This is a genomic window from Sinorhizobium saheli (assembly GCF_001651875.1).
In the GTDB taxonomy this organism is placed as follows: domain Bacteria; phylum Pseudomonadota; class Alphaproteobacteria; order Rhizobiales; family Rhizobiaceae; genus Sinorhizobium; species Sinorhizobium saheli.
In genome coordinates, this window is the sequence record NZ_LNQB01000079.1 from 1 (window position 1) to 17,956 (window position 17,956).

Here is a 17,956-nt window from a genome sequence, read left to right on the forward strand (position 1 = left end):
TGGCGAAAGGCATCCGAGCCAAACATAAAAGTGTTAGTCTCTTGATAAACGTGACCGCCAAAGTCTCTTTCCAAGAGGCCTAAGCCTCTCGCGAGCTCCGCCGCCCACGTTTCTCTTTCTCTATCTTCAATTGTCAAAAAACCGACGGAGAGAAACCCCGTCAACGTTCCCGCGAAAGCCAAAACTCAATCGTTCCAGCCCCGCTCAATCAGCATCTGCTAATCAGGAAACTCAAGAGCGAGAGACATCGTCGCCAGCAGCGCCGCCGCCCTCGTCAGTGATCGGGCTTATAGACCCGCTCCCTTTCCCCAGTCAACAGCCATTTTCAAAAAAATCAGAGAAAATCGTAAGCCGCTGAAAATAAAAGGGAAATTTCGAGCGGCGTCGAGGAGGGGTGTGATCGCGTCGGCAAAATCCTCGACTTCCGCCATCCAGCACCAAAAATGTCTGCCGACGGTCCGCTGCTTATATGGTTAACGGTTCATTGCCCTTCAAGAGGGCGCCGGGGCGTGCTCGCCGGCGGCAATCTCTCGCGCATGAAGCACCCGCGATTTTCGTTGACCGCGCCGACGAGAAAGTCGCGCACCGCCCTCACCCGCGGGATCATGATCAGGTCGCGATGGCAGATCAGCCAATAGGTGCGTTTGAGCTCGATCTCGTCCGGCAGCACGATCTCCAGATCGGGCTCGTCCCTCGCCATGAAATGCGGCAGCACGCAAAGCCCCAGCCCCTGGCAGGCCGCCTTCAACTGGGTGAGGATGCTGGAGCTCTGGAAATGGGCGCGCAGGCCCGGCTGGATTTCGCCGAGATAGTCGAGCCCGGGCGTGAAGATCATGTCCTCGATATAGCCGACGAAGCGGTGGGAGGCGAGATCGTCCCGCGTGCGGATCAGGGGGTGCTCGGCGAGATAGCGGCGCGCGCCGTAGACATGCAGCGTATAGGGCGTCAGCACCTCGGCATGGTACGGTCCGGCCTTCGGCGGCGCGAGCGCCACGGCGATGTCGGCCTCCTTGCGCGAGAGCGACATGATCTGCTGGATCGCCACCACTTCGAGCGAGATGTTCGGATAGCGGCCGGCAAAATCGGCGAGCCGGTCCGACAGGAAGAAGTTGCCGAAGCCTTCGAGCGTGCTGAGCCTTACGACGCCGCGCTGCACGGTCATGCCGTCGCTGATGTCGAATTGAAGCTGCTCCGTCTCCCGCTCGATCCGCTCGGCGGTCTCCACGAAGCGCTGGCCCATGGCGGTCAGCACGTAGCCGCGCGGATTGCGCTCGAAGAGCCTGACCTTGAGCGCGAATTCCAACCGGTCGATGCGGCGCGAAACGGTGGCATGGCTGGTCCGCAGGCGCCGCGCCGCGGTCGAGAGCTGGCCGGTGCGCGCGACCGCGAGGAAGAATTGCAGGTCGTCCCAGGTGAAGTTCGGATTCATGTTTCCCTCCCCTGTTCAAAAATGAACAGATACTGTTTGCAATTTACCGCTCGACCGGCTTGCTTCCCAACAAATTTTTCTGGATGGTAAACGCCAAGGCCGACTGTTGAGGAGCATGTCTGGCCAAATTTGAACAGAGCGAAAGAACACCGGGCCCTCGAAAGGTCGCGGCTCGGCCCTATGTGTTCGCGCACGAGGCCGGGATCGCTTTGAACATCCCCTGGGAGGAGGACAGATGAACAAGAAACTGATCACCACGCTCGCAATGCTGCTCGCCAGCAGCACCGCCGCCCTCGCCGATGCATCCGACGGCAAGGTCAAGATCGGCATCCTCAACGACCAGTCCGGCGTCTATGCGGATTTCGGCGGAAAGTCCTCCTACGAGGCGGCGCTGATGGCGGTAGAGGACTTTGGCGGCAAGGTGCTGGGCGTGCCGGTGGAGGTCATAACCGCAGACCACCAGAACAAGCCCGACATCGCCTCCAACATCGCCCGGCAATGGTATGATACCGAGCAGGTCGACAGCATCATGGAACTGACGACCTCTTCGGTGGCGCTCGCCGTGCAGGCGCTGTCCAAGGAGAAGAAGAAGATCGACATCGTCACCGGCGCGGCGACGACCGAGCTCACCGGCAAGCAGTGCAGCCCCTACGGCTTCCATTGGGCCTATGACACCCATTCGCTTGCCGTCGGCACCGGCGGCGCGCTCGTCAAGCAGGGCGGCGACAGCTGGTTCTTCCTGACCGCCGACTACGCCTTCGGCTATTCGCTCGAGGAGAACACGGGCAACTTCGTCAAGGAAAACGGCGGCAAGGTCGTCGGCGCCGTCCGCCATCCCTTGGCAACGACCGACTTCTCCTCCTTCCTCCTGCAGGCGCAGTCCTCCGGCGCCAAGGTGATCGGCCTTGCCAATGCCGGTCTCGATACCTCCAACGCCATCAAGCAGGCGTCCGAGTTCGGCATCGTCCAGGGCGGGCAGCGGCTCGCCGCCCTGCTCTTCACGCTCGCCGAGGTCCACGGCCTCGGGCTCGAGGCCGCCCAGGGGCTGACGCTCACCGAGGGCTTCTACTGGAACCGCAACGAGGAAAGCGCGAAATTCGGCAAGCGCTTCATGGAGCGGACCGGCAAGATGCCGAACATGGTCCATGCCGGCACCTATTCCGCCGTGCTGCAATATCTGAAGGCGATCGAGAAGGCCGGCACCGACGATGCCGATGCCGTCGCCAAGGAACTGCATGCCCTGCCGGTGAACGACGTCTTCGCTCAGAACGGCACGGTCGCGCCGAACGGCCGGATGATCCACGACATGTATCTGCTCGAGGTAAAGAGGCCGGACGAAAGCAAGGAGCCCTGGGATTATTTCAAGGTGCTCGCCACCATTCCCGGCAAGGAAGCCTTCATCGATCCGGCCGCAAGCGGCTGCGAGCTCGTGAAATCCTGACCGGCCGCGCGCGCGATGACCGTCGCCATGCCTTTGGAAAATGGAGCGCCGCGGGTGGTTCTGTCCGCCCGCGGCCTCCGCCGCGACTTCGGCGGCTTCACCGCCGTCAAGGACGTCGATCTCGACATCCACCATGCCCGCGTGCATGCGCTGATCGGCCCGAACGGGGCCGGCAAGACAACCGTCTTCAACCTGCTCACCAAGTTTTTGCAGCCGACCCACGGCACGATCACGCTGCTCGGCGAGGACATCACCGCGGCCGCGCCCGACAAGGTCGCCCGCATGGGCCTCGTGCGCTCGTTCCAGATCTCGGCGGTGTTTCCGCATCTCTCGGTGCTCGACAATGTCCGCGTGGCGCTGCAGCGGCCGAACCGCCTGGCGATCCAGTTCTGGAAGCCGCTTTCGGCGCTCGATGGGCTGAATGCCAAGGCCGATCAATTGATCCGCACCGTGGGTCTCGAGAAGGAGCGCAACGCCATTGCGGCGGACCTCTCCTACGGCCGCAAGCGCGTGCTCGAAATCGCCACCACGCTGGCGCTCGATCCGAAGGTGCTGCTGCTCGACGAGCCGATGGCGGGCATGGGCCACGAGGACGTCGGCATGGTCGCCGAGATCATCCGCGAGGTGGCGCGCGAGCGCGCTGTGCTGATGGTGGAACACAATCTCTCGGTCGTCGAGACGCTCTGCCACCATGTCACCGTCCTGCAGCGCGGCGAGATTCTTGCCGCGGGCGACTACCGGACCGTCGCCGAGGATCCGCGCGTCCGCATCGCCTATATGGGCACGGAGGAGGCCTGAGATGAAGCCGCTCCTCAAGGTCTCCGGGCTTCATGCCTGGTACGGCGAGAGCCATATCCTGCACGGCCTCGACATGGTGGTCGGCGAGGGCGAGATGGTGACGCTGCTCGGCCGCAACGGCGTCGGCAAGACGACGACGCTGCGGGCCATCATGGGCATCGTGCGCGAGCGCCGGGGTGAGATCAACTTCGCCGGCGAGAACCTGACCCGGGTGCCGCTCCACCGCGTGGCCCATCGCGGCCTCGGCTTCGTCCCCGAGGAGCGCGGCATCTTCTCGACGCTTTCGGTGCATGAGAATCTCCTGCTGCCGCCGGTGGTCGCCGCGGGCGGCATGACGATCGACGAGATCTTCGAACTCTTCCCGAACCTCTACGAGCGCCGCAACAGCCAGGGAACCAAGCTTTCGGGCGGCGAACAGCAGATGCTGGCGATCGCCCGCATCCTGCGCACCGGCGTCCGCATGATGCTGCTCGACGAGCCGACCGAGGGACTTGCGCCGGTCATCGTCCAGCGCATCGGCGAGGTGCTGAAGAAGCTCAAGGAGCGGGGCATGACGGTGCTGCTCGTCGAACAGAATTTCCGCTTCGCCAGCAAGGTCGCCGACCGCTTCTATCTCATGGACCATGGCCGTGTCGCCGGCGAGTTCCCGGTCGCGGAGCTATCCGAGCGGATGGACATGCTGCATGACGTGCTCGGGGTGTAAGCCATGACGACGCTCTTCGGAATTCCGCTCCAGGCGCTGCTCGGACAGCTGCTGATCGGGCTGATCAACGGCTCCTTCTACGCGCTCTTGAGCCTCGGCCTCGCCATCATCTTCGGCCTCCTGCGCGTCATCAACTTCGCCCACGGGGCGCAATACATGCTCGGCGCCTTCATCGCCTGGCTGCTGCTTTCCTATTTCGGCATCGGCTACTGGCCCGCGCTGATCCTCGCCCCTCTCATCGTCGGCCTCGCCGGCGCGGCCATCGAGCGCACCATGCTGCGCCGGCTCTATTCGCTCGATCCGCTCTACGGCCTGCTCTTCACCTTCGGCCTGGCGCTGACAGTCGAGGGCACGTTCCGCTATCTTTACGGTGCATCCGGCCAGCCCTATGCGACGCCGACGCTGCTGACCGGCGGCGCCAATCTCGGCTTCATGTTCCTGCCCATCTATCGCGGCTGGGCGATCGCCTTCTCGCTCCTCGTCTGCGTCGGCACCTGGCTCGTCATCGAGAAGACCAAGCTCGGCGCCTATCTGCGCGCCGCCACGGAGAATGCGGTGCTGGTGCAATCCTTCGGCATCAACGTGCCGTTCCTGCTGACGCTCACCTACGGTCTCGGCGCAGCGCTCGCGGCGCTTGCCGGTGTGCTGGCTGCTCCGATCTACCAGGTCTCGCCGTTGATGGGTTCGAACATCATCATCGTCGTCTTCGCCGTGGTCGTCGTCGGCGGCATGGGCTCGATCATGGGCGCCATCGTCACCGGCTACCTGCTGGGTGTCGCCGAGGGCCTCACCAAGGTTTTCTATCCGGAGGCCTCAAACATCGTGATCTTCGTGATCATGGCCATCGTTCTCCTCATACGGCCGGCAGGCCTCTTCGGCCGGGATGCCTGACATGACACTGACACTCGAACTCGAGAAGCAGAAGGAACGTGCACCGGTCGTCGTCCAGGCGGTATTGCTCGGCGCCGGCCTCATCTTCCTTCTGCTCGCGCCGCTGTTCTTCTACCCCGTCTTCCTGATGAAGCTGCTCTGCTTCGCGCTCTTTGCCTGCGCCTTCAACCTGCTTCTCGGCTATACGGGGCTGCTCTCCTTCGGCCATGCCGCCTTCTTCGGCGGCGCGGCCTATTTCACCGCCCATGCCGTCAAGGAATGGGGCGTGTCGCCGGAGATCGGCATTCTCATCGGCGTCGCCGGCGCCGCCCTGCTCGGGGCGGTCATCGGCTTCCTCGCCATCCGGCGGCAGGGCATCTACTTCGCGATGATCACCCTGGCGCTGGCGCAGATGTTCTATTTCTTCTGCCTGCAGGCCGGGTTCACCCATGGCGAGGACGGCATCCAGTCGGTGCCGCGCGGGTTCCTGTTCGGCTTCATCGACCTCTCGCACTGGACGAGCATGTATTATTTCGTGCTCGCCGTCTTCGTCATCGGCATCGCCGCCATCTGGCGGATCATCAATTCGCCCTTCGGAATGATCCTGAAGTCGATCCGCGAGAACGAGACCCGGGCGATCTCGCTCGGCTATTCGGTCGCGAACTACAAGCTCGCCGCCTTTGTCATGTCGGCGGCGCTGACGGGCCTTGCCGGCGGCCTGAAGGCGCTGGTGTTCCAGTTCGCGACCCTGACCGATGTCGGCTGGCAGATGTCCGGCGAGGTCATCCTGATGACGCTGCTCGGCGGCATCGGAACGCTGATCGGGCCGATCTTCGGCGCCGGCCTCGTCGTCACGCTGCAGAATTATCTGGCGACCTCGGAATTCCCGGTGACGATCATCACCGGCGTCGTCTTCATGGTCTGCGTGCTTCTGTTCCGTCGCGGCGTCGTCGGCGAGTTCTACAACTCCCGTCTCGGCCGCAGGCTCGGCTTCGAGCATCGCCACAAGCACTGATCGGCCATACCAGAGAGCGCCTATGGACACGTTCGACTACATCATCGTCGGGGCGGGGAGTGCCGGCTGCGTGCTCGCCAACCGCCTTTCGGAAAACCCGGACCGCCGCGTGCTGCTCATCGAGGCTGGCGGCCGCGACAACTACCATTGGATCCACATTCCGGTCGGCTATCTCTACTGCATCAACAATCCGCGCACGGACTGGTGTTTCACCACAGCGGCGGAGGAGGGCCTCAACGGCCGCTCGCTCATCTACCCGCGCGGCAAGGTGCTCGGCGGCTGCTCCTCGATCAACGGCATGATCTACATGCGCGGCCAGGCGCAGGACTACGACCATTGGCGCCAGCTCGGCTGCACCGGCTGGAGCTGGAACGACGTGCTGCCGCTCTTCAGGAAATCCGAGGATCACCACCGCGGCGCCGACGAGATGCACGGCGCCGGCGGCGAATGGCGGGTCGAGAAGGCGCGCGTCCGCTGGGCGGTGCTCGACGCCTTCCAGAGGGCGGCCACCGAGGCGGGCATTCCCGAGACGGACGATTTCAACCGCGGCAACAATGAAGGGTCCGGCTATTTCGACGTCAACCAGCGCTCCGGCGTGCGCTGGAACACCGCGAAGGCCTTCCTCAAGCCCGCCATGCACCGGCGCAACCTCGTCCTGCTGACGAAGGCGCATGTACGCAAGCTCATTCTCGAAGAGGGGCGCATCGCCGGGGTCGAGTTCCAGCACGACGGCGTCGTGAAGCGGGCGCGGGCGCGGCGGGAAACGGTGCTCTCGGCCGGCGCCATCGGCTCGCCGCATGTCCTTGAACTCTCCGGCATCGGCCGGCCCGAGATCCTGCGCGAGAACGGCATCGAAGTCAGCCACGCACTCCCCGGCGTCGGCGAGAACCTGCAGGATCACTTGCAGTTGCGCCTCGCCTACAAGGTCACCGGCGTGCCGACATTGAACGAGAAGGCGAGCTCGCTTTTCGGCAAGGCGGCGATCGGCCTCGAATATTTCGTCCGCCGCTCCGGACCGATGGCGATGGCGCCGAGCCAGCTCGGCATCTTCACCCGCTCGGGCCCCGAGAAGGAGACGCCGGACCTGGAGTATCACGTGCAGCCGGTCTCGCTCGACAAATTCGGCGAGCCGGTACACCCTTTCCCCGCCATCACCGCCAGCGTCTGCAACTTGAGGCCGGAAAGCCGCGGCTCCGTGCATCTGAAGGGGCCGGACTTTGCCGCCGCCCCCGACATCCGCCCGCGCTACCTGACGGCGGAAGCCGACCGCGACGTGGCGGTGAAGGCGATCCGCCTCACCCGCCGCATCGTCTCGCAACCCTCCTTCGCCCGCTTCGAGCCGGTCGAATTCAAGCCGGGGCCGGCCTATGAGACCGACGAGGACTTGAAGCGCGCCGCGGGCGACATCGGCACGACGATCTTCCACCCCGTCGGCACCTGCCGGATGGGCGCCGATCCGGAAAGCGTCGTCGATCCCGAGCTGCGCCTGCGCGGCCTCGAGGGCCTGCGCATCGCCGACGCCTCGATCATGCCGACGATCACCTCCGGCAACACCAATTCGCCGACGATCATGATCGCGGAGAAGGCGGCGCAAATGATCCTCGAAGCGAACCGATGACCGCTCAGAAGACGAACTTCGCTTCCCGCTGAAGGCGCCTGTTACTCCGCCGCTTCCGCTTCCGCGATCGGAGTGTAGTTGAGGATCGGCGAGAGCCAGCGCTCGACCTCGCGCACATCCATGCGCTTGCGGCTCGCATAGTCCTGGACCTGGTCGCGCTCGATCTTGGCGACGCCGAAGTAATAGGCGTCGGGGTGGCCGATATAGAGGCCGGAAACCGAGGAGCCCGGCCACATCGCATAGCTCTCGGTGAGCCTGACGCCGATCGCCGCCTCGGCATCGAGCAGCCGGAAGAGCGTTTCCTTTTCCGTGTGGTCCGGCTGCGCCGGATATCCGGGTGCCGGGCGGATGCCGGCATAGGGCTCGGCGATCAGTTCCTGCGGCGTGAAGGCCTCGTCCGGCGCGTAGGCCCAGAGCTCCTTGCGGACATATTCGTGCATGCGCTCGGCGAAAGCCTCGGCGAAGCGGTCTGCCAGCGCCTTGACCATGATCGAGGAATAGTCGTCATTGGCGCGCTCGAAGCGCTCGGCGATCGCCACTTCCTCGATGCCCGCGGTCACCACGAAGCCGCCGACATAATCCTGCCTGCCGCTGTCCGAGGGTGCCACGAAGTCGGCGAGCGCCACGTTTGCTCGGCCGTCGCGTTTCGCGAGCTGCTGGCGGAGCGTGAAGAAGGTGGCAAGCTCGCGCTCGCGCGCCTCGTCGGTGAAGAGGCGGATATCGTCGCCGACGCTGCCGGCCGGCCAGAAGCCGACCACCGCCTTCGGCGCGAACCATTTTTCCGCGACGATCTTTTCGACCATCGCCCGGGCGTCGTCGAAGAGCTGGCGGGCGGCCGCGCCCTGATGCTCGTCGTCGAGAATCCGCGGGTAGACGCCCTTCAGCTCCCAGGTTTGGAAGAACGGCGTCCAGTCGATATAGCGCGCGAGCTCCTCCAGGTCCCAGCTCTCGAACACGCGCGTGCCGAGGAAGGACGGCGTCTTCGGCCGATAGGCGCCCCAGTCGATCCGATGCGCGTTCGCCCGCGCCTGCGAGAGCGGCAGGCGACGCTTCTCCGCCTCGTTGCGGGCGTGGGTCTCCGCGACCTTCAGATATTCGGCACGGATCGTTTCCTGGTAGGAGCGCCGCGCCTCCGGCGACAAGAGGCTCGACACGACGCCGACGGCCCGGCTGGCATCGGTGACATAGACGGTCTGGCCGAGATTGTAGCGCGGATTGATCTTGACCGCCGTGTGCACGCGGCTCGTCGTCGCGCCGCCGATCAGGAGCGGGATGTCGAAGCCCTCCCGTTCGAGCTCGGAGGCGACATGCACCATTTCGTCGAGCGACGGGGTGATGAGGCCGGAGAGCCCGATGACGTCGACCTTCTCTTCCCTCGCCACTTCGAGGATCCTGGCGGAAGGCACCATGACGCCGAGATCGATGATCTCGTAATTGTTGCAGGCAAGCACGACGCCGACGATGTTCTTGCCGATGTCGTGCACGTCGCCCTTGACGGTCGCCATCAGGATCTTGCCGGCGCTCTCGCGCGCCTCGCCGCCGCCATTGGCGCGCTTCTCCGCCTCCATGTAGGGGAGCAGCACGGCGACCGCCTGTTTCATCACCCGCGCCGATTTCACCACCTGCGGCAGGAACATCTTGCCCGAACCGAAGAGATCGCCGACGACGTTCATGCCGGCCATCAGCGGCCCTTCGATGACGTTGAGCGGTCGCGCAGCCGCAAGCCGCGCCTCCTCGGTATCCGCCTCGATGAATTCGGTGATGCCGTTGACGAGCGCATGCTCGAGGCGCTTCTCGACCGGCCACTCGCGCCAGGCGAGGTCCTTCTCCCTGCCCTGCGCGCCGCCCTGGCCGCGGTAGCGCTCCGCGAGTTCCAGCAGGCGCTCGGTCGCATCGGGGCGGCGGTTGAGCACCACGTCCTCGCAGGCCTCGCGCAGTTCCGGATCGATCGCGTCATAGACGGCGAGCTGCCCGGCATTGACGATGCCCATGTCCATGCCGGCGTGGATCGCATGGTAGAGGAACACGGCATGCATCGCCTCGCGCACCGGCTCGTTGCCGCGGAAGGAGAAGGAGAGGTTCGACACGCCGCCCGAGACATGCACATGCGGCAGTGCCGAGACGATCTCCCGCGCCGCCTCGATGAAGTCGACGCCGTAATTGCTGTGCTCCTCGATGCCGGTCGCGACGGCGAAGATGTTCGGATCGAAGATGATGTCCTCCGGCGGAAAGCCGACCTCCTCCGTGAGCAGGCGATAGGCGCGCCGGCAGATCTCGAACTTGCGGGCCTTGGTATCGGCCTGCCCCTTCTCGTCGAAGGCCATCACAACGACGGCGGCGCCGTAGGCGCGCACCAGCCGGGCATGGTGCAGGAACGCTTCCTCGCCTTCCTTGAGCGAGATCGAGTTCACCAGCGCCTTGCCCTGGACGCATTTGAGCCCGGCCTCGATCACCTCCCATTTGGAGGAATCGATCATCACCGGGACGCGGGCGATGTCCGGCTCGGAGGCGACGAGGTTCAAGAACTCGATCATCGCCTGCTTCGAATCGATGAGGCCCTCGTCCATGTTGACGTCGATGACCTGGGCGCCGTTCGCCACCTGGTCGCGCGCGACATCGAGCGCGGCTGCATAATCGCCGGCGGTGATCAGCTTGCGGAACTTGGCCGAGCCGGTGACATTGGTGCGCTCGCCGACATTGACGAAGGGAATCTCGTCGGTGAAGGTGAAAGGCTCGAGTCCCGAGAGCCGCATGCGCCGCTCGATCTCGGGCACCGGCCGCGGCGGGTATTTTGCGACCGCCTCGGCGATGGCGCGGATATGGGCCGGCGTCGAGCCGCAGCAGCCGCCGACGATGTTGACGAGGCCGTCGCGCGCGAAGCCCTCGACCTGCGCCGCCATCGCCTCCGGCGTTTCGTCATAGCGGCCGAATTCGTTCGGCAGGCCGGCATTCGGATAGGCGCAGACGAGCGTGTCGGCGACCGACGACAGTTCGTCGATATGGGCGCGCATGGCGTTCGCCCCGAGCGCGCAGTTGAGGCCGATCGTGAACGGCTCCGCATGACGCACCGAGTACCAGAAAGCGGTCGGCGTCTGGCCGGAAAGCGTGCGGCCGGAGAGATCGGTGATGGTGCCGGAAATCATCACCGGCAGGCGGATACCCTTCTCGGAGAAGACCTGCTGCGTCGCGAAGATCGCCGCCTTGGCGTTCAGGGTGTCGAAGATCGTCTCGATCAGGATGATGTCGGCGCCGCCCTCGATGAGCCCGCGCACCTGTTCGGCATAGGCGCTCCTCAGGTCGTCGAAGGTGACGGCGCGATAGCCGGGATTGTTGACGTCCGGCGAGATCGAGGCGGTGCGGTTGGTCGGCCCGAGCGCACCGGCGACGAAACGCCGCCTGCCATCTTCCGCCTCGGCGCGCTTGGCAGCCCGCCGCGCCAGCCGGGCACCGTCGCGGTTGAGCTCGTAGACCATGTCCTCCATGCCGTAGTCGGCCTGGGCGATCCGGGTCGAGGAGAAGGTGTTGGTCTCGAGGATATCGGCGCCGGCGATGGCGTAGCTGTAATGAATGTCCTCGATCGCCTTCGGCTGCGTCAGCGTCAGGAGATCGTTGTTGCCCTGCTGGTGACAGGCGCAGGCGCCGAAGCGCTCGCCGCGGAAATGATCCTCGACGAAGCCGAGCTGCTGGATCTCGGTCCCCATCGCCCCGTCCATGATGAGGATTCGCTCGGCCGCGGCCTGCCGCAAAGCGCGGAAGACCTCCGATCCATCGGGCTTCGGGGAGAGATCTCCGAACAGGGACGCGGCGGACATGGGAAATCTCCGGTTCTAAAAGCGACAAATAATTGTCGATTTACTCACATAAACATATCTTTATGTCAACATACGCGCCAATCACAATTTGCGATTCGGCAAGAAAAAGCCCGCCACGGAGGGCGGGCGGGCTTTGTTGGCGTGTGTTGCTGCTTAAACTATCGGCATCGACGGCGAGCCTCCCTCATCCGCCTGCCGGCACCTTCTCCCCGCAAGCGGGGCGAAGGGGACTCGTGGGGCCGGCTCAAGTCGCCTCTCCTCGTCAGAAGGGGGAGAGTAGGGCGAGGGGCGAAATCCCCCGGGGCTACATCCGCTCCAGGCAATCCTCCAGCTCATAGATGGCGCAGAGGATGTGATAGAAGCTGCTCGCCGGCGCGGGTTCTTCGACGAAGCTGCCGTCCGCCAGTTGCTTGTCGCGCCAGAGGCCGCGGAGCGGCGTCTCGAGGAAGCGCTTGAGCGCTGCCGCGGCGCGTGAGGCGGAGGCGAGGTAGCGCCGCCGTTCCTCGCCCTCGGCGAGCGCCGCAAAGCGGATCGCCGCCTTCAGCCACTCCGTCTGCGGCCAGAGCCGCGCGACCGGATCGGCGACGGAGAAATCGTCGAGGAGCGTCATCACCGCCACGTCGCGCTTCGCGCAGATCCCGTGCGCCTCGCCGATCTCGAAGAGCCGCCGCGCCCCGACGATGGCTTGCCGGTTGCCGCGCCGCTCCGCCCAGCGCAGGAAGAGCCACGCCCATTCGAACTGGTGACCGGGCTCGACGATGCGGCCCTTTTCACCAGGGAACGGCGCCCAGTCGCGGTCGAAGAATTCGCGTAGCGCCCCGGTCTCGGCATCCATGAAGCGGTCCATCGCCAGATGCGCGATCTCGTCGGCGAGAGTGCTCCAGGCGAGGCGGTCGAACCCTTCGACCGCTTCGCTCGCAAGACAGGCCTCGAAGAGGTGCATATGCGGATTGGAGCAAAGCGGCAGGCGCGCGGGATTGTCCTCCTCGAAGCCGGCGACCGGATGCTTGCAATGGGCCACGAGCTTCCCCCGGAGCTCGTCGCTGCGCCCGATCATCTCGGCCTTCCGCTCCGGGAAGACCTCTGCCAGATAGGCGAAGGAAAGCAGCGCGAAGGCCTGGTTGTAAAGGTCGAAGGATGCGTCGATGATGCGGCCGTCGGCATCGGCGAGCGCTCCGTAGAAGCCGCTCGGCTGCCGGTACACGCGGTCGAAATAGACAAGGCCGCCTTCGGCGACGCTCCGCCAGTCGCCGCTCCAGCCGCGTCGCCCGGCTTCCGCGAAGCAATAGACCTGCCGCGGCTGCACGCGCGAGCGGCGATTTGCCCGGGTCGGCTCGCCGCTGAGGTCGATCGACTCGACGAAGCCGCCGCCGGCCGCGTCGAAGCCCTTCTGCCGCCAGAGCGGCAGCGCCGCCTCGGTGAGCCAGGAGGCGAGTTCGCGCGCCTGAAGATCGATATCCATGCCCTGCCGCTTCCCGTCAATTCTCGAGCTTCAGCGCGTCGTGATCGGCGCCGAGGATTTCGGCCAGCGCCTCGACCACGAGGTTGTGGTCGTCGCGCTGCGGCAGGCCGGAGACCGTCACGGCGCCGATGCAGCCGGTGCCTTTGACGACGATCGGGAAGCTGCCGCCGTGGGCGGCATACTCGGCGTCCGGCAGGCCGAGCTTCGCCTGAAGGTTCGTCTGCTGCTTGAGAAGGCTCAAGCCGGTGGCGTAGCTGCTCTTGAACAGGCGAAAGACCGTGTTGCGCTTGCGCCGCACCCAGTTCGGATTGTCCGGCGTGGCGCCTTCGAGCGCGGCATAGAAGACCTGCATGGAGAAAAGCGTGATGTCGATGACGACGCCGAGCCTGCGTTCGGCGGCCATCTGCCGAAGCGTCGAGCCGAGCCTCCAGGCCGTGTCGAGATCGAACCGGTCGAACTGCAGCTCTCGCTCCTGCAGCGTGATCCGACGCAGATCATTTTCGATGTTCATGATGCCTCCGCTAGTCGTTCTGCCCGAAAGATGAAGGATACCCTGGCCGCCGGCCAGAGGGTACAGGCCGCCGCAGCCGCTCCCTAATCCTTCCAAAGCCAGGCGGCGCCGCGCACGCCGGAACTGTCGCCATGCACCGCCTTGCGAATGGGTGTCTCGAAACTGTCGCCGAACAGGTACTTGGTGATCAATGCCGGCAGCTCGCCGTAGATCTCGTCGACATTGGACATGCCGCCGCCGAGCACGAAGACGTCCGGGTCGACGATATTGGTGAGGAGCGCCAGGCTGCGGGCAAGGCGGTCGACGAAGCGCTCGTAGACCGCGGTCGCGACCGGATCGCCCGCCCGCTTCGCCTCGATGATCTCGCGCCCCCGGCGGCTCGTCCCCGTCGTCATGCGGTAGTCGAGCTCGAGCCCGGTGCCGCAGGCATACATGTCGAGGCAGCCGAGCTTGCCGCACCAGCACTTGTGGCCGGGATACTCGTCTGGTCCCATCCACGGCAGCGGATAGTGGCCGATCTCGGCGGCAACGCCCTGGTAGCCGGCATGGACCTTCCTGTCGATCGCAAGCCCGCCGCCGTGGCCGGTGCCGATGATCACGCCGAAGACGACGCGGGCATCCTTGCCCGCCCCGTCGACGGCTTCCGAGACCGCGAGGCAATTGGCGTCGTTGGCAAGGCGCACCTGACGCCCGAGCGCTGCCTCGAGATCGCGCCCGAGCGGCTTGCCGTTGATGAGCACCGCATTGGAATTGCGCACGATCCCGGTGCGCGGATTGGGGCTGCCGGGAATGCCGATGCCGATCGTTCCGCGCTCGCCGGCCGTCCGCTCGGCCGAGGCCACGAGGTCGGCCACGGCGCGGATGCAATCGTCATAGCCGCTGGTCGGTGTTGCAACGCGATGCCGCGCGCGCGTCTCGCCATCGCGGTCGAGCGCGATGACCTCCATTTTCGTGCCGCCCCAATCAATTCCGATGAACATGTGGACCAGGTTTTCAGGATGCCGTTTGCGAGGAGCCGGCGGTCTTCCTGCCGCCGCCGGCTTGCTTACCATCGGCGACCTCCACAAGGCTAGCCCCGAACACCGGAGCCGCCGCAAATTGCCGGGAAAGACGCAAAAACACTTGGCGAAGGGGCCTTGCTTTTGTATGGGTCTATTCTGAGTGGTCCCGTAGCTCAGCAGGATAGAGCATCAGATTCCTAATCTGGGGGTCGCGCGTTCGAATCGCGCCGGGATCACCACTCCCCGCCACCATATGTACGTCGTGCATGCCCTGCACTACCAGTTGCCGGGGTCTGCGGTGTGGTCGACGCCGGCAAACTCGTCTGCCGTTTTGCGGTCAAGCGTCAGGCTCGTCGCATTCCTGGCCTCGTCGGTGACCGAATAGTTGAGGGGCGCCGGCTCCCTGGCCAGTTGCTGATACATGAGCAGGGCGGCCTCCTCGGCAGTGTCGGCTTCGAACGCCTGCGTGACGGTGACTGTGAACTTGTGCATGGCCTGGCCTCCTCTCGTGATGGCTTCGACGGTTCCGCGCGGGAAACGGCGTCGGCGATCACGCTCCAGCCGGTGCTGTAACCCTGGGAACTATGCAATCAAAGCAAGTGTTTTATCCTCATCAATGTCAAAGCGCGGTATCTCCTCCACTGCGCCGGACGGCGATCGGTTTGCACTCCTCCTCCCCAGAACCGATCAGTTCAAGACCCCGACGCCCTCCCGGCTCGGGGTCTATTTTTTTGGGGCCCCGTGCGCCACCGCCCCGGCTTCCTTCGCTCCTCGCCTTCCCTTACAATCGCTTCCGGACACAGAGGAGTGCCGCCATGAGCGAAGACGCCTTCAACATGTCGATCCGCAAGTTCCTGAAGGAAGTCGGCATTACCTCGCAGCGCAAGATCGAAGACACGGTACGCGAAGGCGGGATCGGCGGCAAAAAGCTGAAGGTCCGCATGACGCTGACGGCGGAAGGAACCGGCCTCAACCACGTGGTGGACGGCGAGATCGAACTCCCATAAACGCCGGGCAGTTGCGTGACTCAAGACGATGGTTCGCCGTGATGCGCCGCCTATTCGCGTCTTTCGCAAACCACGCCCGGATCCTCCTCGCCCTTGGAGACGTCGAAGAGCGTCGCCTCTTCCCCCTCGGTCCACCAGATATACCGGCCGCCGGCATAGCGCGCCCCCGAGCCGGAAATGACGCCCGAGGCGACGACGTAGGTGCCGCCGATCGAAAAGGCGACGAGCGACACCGGACCGGCATTGATGTATTCGGCATCGACCGTCTCGCCCCGGCAGTCGTAGCGGACCTTCTGGCGGTCGACCGTGCCGGCATCGGGAATGCTGAGCGTCACTTCGACGCCGGCCGCCGCCGGTGACGGGAGCGGGGTGAGCCGCATCGCCGACCTGCCATCCGATTTCGCCAGCGTCAGGCGGCCTCGCTCGACCTTCCAGCCGAGCCCGCCTTTGAGAGCGTCGAAGAACCTGCCTTCCTGCTCCATGACCTCCGGCGCACACATCTTGCGCGCCGCGGCGGTTGGCCCGAAGGTGATCGCCTCGCCCGAGAAGCTGAACGCGCCGGTAAAACTGTTGCAGCCGGCCATGCCGCCATAGGTGCCGTCCTCGCGAATCTCCAGCACCGTCTGGAGATCGTCGACGACGCCTGCGCCCTCTATCTCCTCGGCAAGCCAGGAGCCGACGAGTTCCCCGGGCACCTTTTCGGCGGCGATCGTCTGCATGGAGCCGAGCTCGATCGCCACGCAGGCGCAGGAGAGGACAGTCAGGGTTTTCAACATCGGGCGCTCCTCACGCAAATCATCCCAGCCGAATCTTAGCGCAGCAGCGCCATTGAGCGAAGACCGGCAGCTCATGCCCTTGTTGCCGAGCGCTTTCGGCTGTAGAGCCTAAGGCGCGTCGCGATTAAATCCATTCATGCGGCGCGCTTGGGGTTCCTGCCCGCAGGTCGTTGTCCCGCCACCGCCGCACGGTTTTGGGCGACATGCATGAACCGGACCTCACGGACAAGAAGAACACGGGATTTGGCAATGGCATCCGGCGCGCAGATCAAACGCCGCCTGACGATACTGGGTTCCACCGGATCGATCGGTACCAATACGCTCGACGTCGTCGAGCGGCTGGGCGGGCGCGAGCGCTTCGACATCGCGGCGCTGACCGGCAACGGCAACATACCGCTGCTTGCCGAACAGGCGCGCCGCGTCGGCGCGGAACTCGCGGTGACGGCCGACGAACACCGCTACGGCGAACTGAAGAGCGCGCTCGAGGGCAGCGGCATCGAAGTCGCTGCCGGGCGGAGCGGCCTGATCGAGGCGGCCGAACGCGATGCCGGTTGGGTGATGGCGGCGATCGTCGGCAATGCGGGCCTCCAGCCCACCCTCGCCGCCGCCCGCCGCGGCGCCGATATTGCGCTTGCCAACAAGGAATGTCTCGTCTCCGCCGGCAGCCTGTTCATCGAGGCGGTCGCCAAGGGCGGAGGCCGGCTGCTGCCGGTCGACAGCGAGCACAATGCGATCTTCCAGGTGCTGGAGAACGACCAGCGCCATGCCGTCGAGCGCATCATCCTGACGGCGTCGGGCGGCCCGTTCCGCACCAAGTCGCTCGAGGAGATGCGGCATGTGACGGCCGATATCGCCCGCGCCCATCCGAACTGGTCGATGGGCCTGAAGATCTCGATCGACAGTGCCTCGATGTTCAACAAGGCGCTGGAGATGATCGAGGCACGCCATCTCTTCCGCCTGCGACCCGACCAGATCGAGGTGATCGTCCATCCGCAATCGGTGATCCACTCGATGGTCGGCTACAGCGATGGTTCGGTGCTCGCCCAGCTCGGCTGTCCCGACATGCGGACGGCAATCGGCTATGCGCTCTCCTATCCCAAGCGCTGCGAGCTGCCGATCGAGCGGCTCGATTTCGCCAGGCTGGCGCGCCTCGATTTCGAGGCCCCGGACGAGGCGCGGTTCCCGGCGCTCAAGCTGGCGCGGCGCGCCATGCAGGCGGGCGGCATTCAGGGCGCGGTGCTGAACGGCGCCAAGGAAACCGCCCTCGAAGCCTTCATCAAGGGGCGAATCGGCTTCCTCGCCATGGCGGAAATTGTCGAAAGGGTGATGGACAGGCTCTCCGACCTGCCGGCCGCCGTGACGATGGACGACGTCTTCGCCGCCGACGAAAAAGCCCGGCAGACGGCTGCCGGGCTCATTCATTAAGAAGCTTTAGCAGGCTGCTGAAAATCGTGTTGCGTTACCGCAAGCCATCGCGGTTGGTGCGATTTTTTGGCGGATTTCGGCAGGATTT

The 17,956-nt window shown here is 65.0% G+C and carries 15 protein-coding genes and 1 tRNA gene; 9 read left to right on the forward strand and 7 right to left on the reverse strand.

The genetic code is table 11. From position 1 onward, the window contains the following. Window positions 1–481: 481 nt before the first annotated feature. On the reverse strand, window positions 482–1,429 hold the full coding sequence (locus ATB98_RS18535; protein WP_066876102.1) for a LysR family transcriptional regulator: 948 nt from the start codon (window positions 1,427–1,429) through the stop codon (window positions 482–484). A 235-nt stretch (window positions 1,430–1,664) separates the two neighbouring features. Here ATB98_RS18535 and ATB98_RS18540 point away from each other — a divergent pair, with 235 nt between their 5' ends. The 6 genes from ATB98_RS18540 to ATB98_RS18565 are packed head-to-tail and all read left to right on the forward strand — an operon-like array spanning window position 1,665 to window position 7,874. Next, entirely contained in the window at window positions 1,665–2,870 is a 1,206-nt protein-coding gene (locus ATB98_RS18540) for a beta-hydroxybutyrate-binding protein (RefSeq protein ID WP_066876107.1), read from the forward strand. 15 nt (window positions 2,871–2,885) lie between these two features. Continuing rightward, the gene (locus ATB98_RS18545; RefSeq protein ID WP_066876109.1) at window positions 2,886–3,668 is read left to right on the forward strand and encodes an ABC transporter ATP-binding protein; all 783 of its coding nucleotides are present in this window, start codon (window positions 2,886–2,888) and stop codon (window positions 3,666–3,668) included. Between the two features lies 1 nt (window position 3,669). Further along, window positions 3,670–4,371 carry an ABC transporter ATP-binding protein gene (locus tag ATB98_RS18550; RefSeq protein WP_066876111.1) on the forward strand — a complete coding sequence of 234 codons (702 nt, stop codon included), beginning with the start codon at window positions 3,670–3,672 and terminating at the stop codon, window positions 4,369–4,371. A gap of 3 nt (window positions 4,372–4,374) precedes the next feature. Then, entirely contained in the window at window positions 4,375–5,262 is an 888-nt protein-coding gene (locus tag ATB98_RS18555) for a branched-chain amino acid ABC transporter permease (protein WP_066876113.1), read from the forward strand. Then, a complete protein-coding gene (locus ATB98_RS18560) occupies window positions 5,255–6,256 on the forward strand; it encodes a branched-chain amino acid ABC transporter permease (protein WP_066876116.1) in 1,002 nt (333 codons plus the stop codon). Before ATB98_RS18555 ends, ATB98_RS18560 begins: the two co-directional genes overlap by 8 nt. Before the next feature lie 22 nt (window positions 6,257–6,278). Beyond that, complete coding sequence (locus tag ATB98_RS18565) at window positions 6,279–7,874, forward strand: GMC family oxidoreductase (protein ID WP_066876118.1); 1,596 nt, start codon at window positions 6,279–6,281, stop codon at window positions 7,872–7,874. A gap of 41 nt (window positions 7,875–7,915) precedes the next feature. Here ATB98_RS18565 and metH read toward each other — a convergent pair whose 3' ends face one another. From metH to ATB98_RS18585, 4 genes are all read right to left on the reverse strand, one after another. Beyond that, window positions 7,916–11,686, reverse strand: a complete 3,771-nt coding sequence (metH, locus tag ATB98_RS18570; RefSeq protein ID WP_066876123.1) for a methionine synthase — start codon at window positions 11,684–11,686, stop codon at window positions 7,916–7,918. 304 nt (window positions 11,687–11,990) lie between these two features. Further along, complete coding sequence (gene pmi / locus ATB98_RS18575; RefSeq protein WP_066876124.1) at window positions 11,991–13,148, reverse strand: mannose-6-phosphate isomerase Pmi; 1,158 nt, start codon at window positions 13,146–13,148, stop codon at window positions 11,991–11,993. A 16-nt stretch (window positions 13,149–13,164) separates the two neighbouring features. Continuing rightward, window positions 13,165–13,659, reverse strand: a complete 495-nt coding sequence (locus tag ATB98_RS18580; RefSeq protein ID WP_066876126.1) for a heme-degrading domain-containing protein — start codon at window positions 13,657–13,659, stop codon at window positions 13,165–13,167. An 83-nt stretch (window positions 13,660–13,742) separates the two neighbouring features. Then, window positions 13,743–14,639, reverse strand: a complete 897-nt coding sequence (locus tag ATB98_RS18585) for an ROK family protein (RefSeq protein ID WP_066876128.1) — start codon at window positions 14,637–14,639, stop codon at window positions 13,743–13,745. A gap of 183 nt (window positions 14,640–14,822) precedes the next feature. On the opposite strand from ATB98_RS18585, the gene ATB98_RS18590 reads away from it, so the two are divergent. After that, window positions 14,823–14,899 (forward strand) — tRNA-Arg (locus ATB98_RS18590). Window positions 14,900–14,936: 37 nt separating this feature from the next. On the opposite strand, the gene ATB98_RS18595 is transcribed toward ATB98_RS18590, so the two are convergent. Beyond that, window positions 14,937–15,152, reverse strand: coding sequence for a hypothetical protein (locus ATB98_RS18595; RefSeq protein ID WP_066876130.1), 216 nt, complete (start codon window positions 15,150–15,152; stop codon window positions 14,937–14,939). Between the two features lie 323 nt (window positions 15,153–15,475). Between ATB98_RS18595 and ATB98_RS18600 the strand changes: the two genes are divergently transcribed. Further along, window positions 15,476–15,667, forward strand: coding sequence for a DUF6494 family protein (locus ATB98_RS18600; protein WP_066876136.1), 192 nt, complete (start codon window positions 15,476–15,478; stop codon window positions 15,665–15,667). Window positions 15,668–15,717: 50 nt separating this feature from the next. On the opposite strand, the gene ATB98_RS18605 is transcribed toward ATB98_RS18600, so the two are convergent. Beyond that, window positions 15,718–16,443, reverse strand: a complete 726-nt coding sequence (locus ATB98_RS18605) for an META domain-containing protein (protein ID WP_066876137.1) — start codon at window positions 16,441–16,443, stop codon at window positions 15,718–15,720. 249 nt (window positions 16,444–16,692) lie between these two features. Here ATB98_RS18605 and dxr point away from each other — a divergent pair, with 249 nt between their 5' ends. Beyond that, window positions 16,693–17,868: a 1-deoxy-D-xylulose-5-phosphate reductoisomerase gene (gene dxr, locus ATB98_RS18610; RefSeq protein WP_066876139.1), complete on the forward strand. Its 1,176-nt coding sequence runs from the start codon at window positions 16,693–16,695 to the stop codon at window positions 17,866–17,868. Window positions 17,869–17,956: the final 88 nt, after the last annotated feature.

Bases quoted from the DNA above. Each gene is read 5' to 3' on its own strand.
- ATB98_RS18550 (WP_066876111.1), top strand. From the start codon at position 3,670: ATGAAGCCGCTCCTCAAGGTCTCCGGGCTTCATGCCTGGTACGGCGAG.
- ATB98_RS18565 (WP_066876118.1), top strand. From the start codon at position 6,279: ATGGACACGTTCGACTACATCATCGTCGGGGCGGGGAGTGCCGGCTGC.
- ATB98_RS18555 (WP_066876113.1), top strand. From the start codon at position 4,375: ATGACGACGCTCTTCGGAATTCCGCTCCAGGCGCTGCTCGGACAGCTG.
- ATB98_RS18580 (WP_066876126.1), bottom strand. From the start codon at position 13,659: ATGAACATCGAAAATGATCTGCGTCGGATCACGCTGCAGGAGCGAGAG.
- dxr (WP_066876139.1), top strand. From the start codon at position 16,693: ATGGCATCCGGCGCGCAGATCAAACGCCGCCTGACGATACTGGGTTCC.
- pmi (WP_066876124.1), bottom strand. From the start codon at position 13,148: ATGGATATCGATCTTCAGGCGCGCGAACTCGCCTCCTGGCTCACCGAG.
- ATB98_RS18605 (WP_066876137.1), bottom strand. From the start codon at position 16,443: ATGTTGAAAACCCTGACTGTCCTCTCCTGCGCCTGCGTGGCGATCGAG.
- ATB98_RS18545 (WP_066876109.1), top strand. From the start codon at position 2,886: ATGACCGTCGCCATGCCTTTGGAAAATGGAGCGCCGCGGGTGGTTCTG.
- ATB98_RS18540 (WP_066876107.1), top strand. From the start codon at position 1,665: ATGAACAAGAAACTGATCACCACGCTCGCAATGCTGCTCGCCAGCAGC.
- ATB98_RS18535 (WP_066876102.1), bottom strand. From the start codon at position 1,429: ATGAATCCGAACTTCACCTGGGACGACCTGCAATTCTTCCTCGCGGTC.
- ATB98_RS18560 (WP_066876116.1), top strand. From the start codon at position 5,255: ATGCCTGACATGACACTGACACTCGAACTCGAGAAGCAGAAGGAACGT.
- metH (WP_066876123.1), bottom strand. From the start codon at position 11,686: ATGTCCGCCGCGTCCCTGTTCGGAGATCTCTCCCCGAAGCCCGATGGA.
- ATB98_RS18600 (WP_066876136.1), top strand. From the start codon at position 15,476: ATGAGCGAAGACGCCTTCAACATGTCGATCCGCAAGTTCCTGAAGGAA.
- ATB98_RS18585 (WP_066876128.1), bottom strand. From the start codon at position 14,639: ATGTTCATCGGAATTGATTGGGGCGGCACGAAAATGGAGGTCATCGCG.
- ATB98_RS18595 (WP_066876130.1), bottom strand. From the start codon at position 15,152: ATGCACAAGTTCACAGTCACCGTCACGCAGGCGTTCGAAGCCGACACT.